The organism is Arthrobacter sp. Dra40, assembly GCF_059091905.1.
Map to the genome: position 1 here is coordinate 1 of NZ_JBNHHB010000415.1, position 2,372 is coordinate 2,372.

At 63.4% G+C, this 2,372-nt stretch carries 1 protein-coding gene; it reads left to right on the plus strand.

The window, feature by feature from the left end; genetic code table 11:
• On the plus strand, positions 1-2,372 hold a 2,372-nt coding region (dnaE, locus tag AC5RWT_RS36645; RefSeq protein ID WP_494084503.1), incomplete at both ends, for a DNA polymerase III subunit alpha.

The window sequence follows — 2,372 nt, forward strand, 5'->3', positions numbered from 1 at the left end:
AATATGAGATCGGCATCATCCTCCAGATGGGCTTCCCCGGCTACTTCCTGGTGGTCGCCGACTTCATCAACTGGTCCAAGGACCACGGCATCCGGGTGGGTCCGGGCCGAGGGTCCGGTGCCGGCTCCATGGTCGCATATGCGATGCGCATCACCGACCTGAACCCCCTCCAGCATGGTCTGATCTTCGAGCGCTTCCTGAACCCGGACCGCGTCTCGATGCCTGACTTCGACGTTGACTTTGACGACCGGCGCCGCCCGGAGGTGATCAAATACGTCACTGAAAAATACGGTGACGACCGGGTGGCCATGATCGTCACCTACGGCACCATCAAGGCTAAGCAGGCGTTGAAGGACTCGTCCCGCGTGATGGGCTACCCGTTCTCCACCGGCGAGCGGCTCTCCAAGGCCATGCCGCCGGATGTGATGGGCAAGGGCCTGACGCTGAAGGAAGTCCACGATCCCGACGCCAAGCGCTACGGCGAGGCCGAGGAGATGCGCGAACTGCTCAAGTCCGATCCCGACTCCGCGAAGGTCTTCGAAACCGCGCTGGGTTTGGAGGGCCTGAAGCGCCAATGGGGCGTGCACGCGGCCGGCGTCATCATGTCGTCGGAGCCGCTGATCGACATCATCCCGATCATGCGCCGCGAGCAGGACGGCCAGGTCATCACGCAGTTCGACTATCCCACCTGTGAAGGCCTCGGCCTGATCAAGATGGACTTCCTCGGCCTGCGCAACCTGACGATCATCACCGACGCCATCGAGAACATCAAGCTGAACCAGAGCGTGGATCTGGACCTTGAAACGCTCGACCTCGACGACCGCGCATCCTACGAACTGCTCGCCCGCGGCGATACCCTGGGCGTGTTCCAGCTCGACGGCGGACCGATGCGCTCGCTGCTGAAGATGATGCGGCCGGACAACTTCGAAGACATCTCCGCCGTAATCGCGCTGTACCGGCCGGGGCCGATGGGTGCGAACTCGCACACCAACTACGCCCTGCGCAAGACCGGCGTCCAGGAAATAACACCGATCCATCCGGAGCTGGAAGAACCGCTGCGGGACATTCTGGACACCACCTACGGCCTGATCGTCTACCAGGAGCAGGTGATGGCGATCGCCCAGAAGGTGGCCGGCTTCTCGCTGGGCCAGGCGGACATTCTGCGCCGCGCCATGGGCAAGAAGAAAAAATCGGAGCTGGACAAGCAGTACGCCGGTTTCCACCAGGGAATGGTGGACCGCGGCTACTCCGAGGCAGCCGTCAAGGCGCTGTGGGACATCCTGCTGCCGTTCTCCGACTACGCGTTTAACAAGGCGCACTCGGCCGCCTACGGTCTGGTGTCCTACTGGACGGCCTACCTCAAGGCGCACTATCCGGCCGAGTACATGGCCGCCTTGCTGACCTCGGTGGGCGACGACAAGGACAAATTGGCGCTGTACCTGAATGAATGCCGGCACATGGGCATCACCGTGCTGCCGCCGGACGTGAATGAATCGGCGCTGAACTTCACCCCCGTCGGCACCGACATCCGCTTCGGCATGGGTGCCATCCGCAACGTCGGAGCGAACGTGGTGCACGCCATGGTGGCTGCACGCGAGGAGAAGGGCAATTTCGCCAGCTTCAGCGATTTCCTGCAAAAGGTTCCGGCCGTGGTGTGCAACAAGCGCACGATCGAATCGCTGGTCAAGGCCGGCGCCTTCGACTCGCTGGGCCATCCCCGCCGTGCCCTCGCCATGATCCACGAGGAAGCGGTGGACTCCGTTATTGTGCTCAAGCGCAACGAGGCCGCCAACCAATTCGACCTCTTCAGCGCATTCGACGACGGCGGGGAAACCGCCGGAGGGCTCGCCGTTGACGTGCCGGATCTGCCCGAATGGGACAAGAAGGACAAGCTCGCGTTCGAGCGCGACATGCTCGGGCTGTATGTCTCCGACCATCCGCTGCAGGGACTGGACGGGATCCTGAGCCAGCACGCCGACATGTCGATCACCTCCGTGATCGGTGAGGACGGCCCGCCGGACGGACAAATCATCACCATCGCGGGCATGATCACCTCGCTGCAGCGCCGGATCGCCAAGAACAGCGGCAACGCCTATGCCCGCGCCGAGGTCGAAGACCTGGGCGGTTCGATGGAAGTGATGTTCTTCGGCCAGGCGTACGCGCCGATCGCCACGGTGCTCGCCGAAGATTTGATCGTGGTGGTGCGCGGCCGGCTGCAGCGCCGCGACGACGGCGCCGTGACCCTGAATGCCCAGGAACTCACGGTGCCGGATCTCAGCGACGGGCATTCCGGGCCGGTCGTGATTTCGATGGCAAGCTTCAAAGCCACCGAGTCGGTGGTCACCGCGCTGGGGGACGTGCTTCGTACGCAC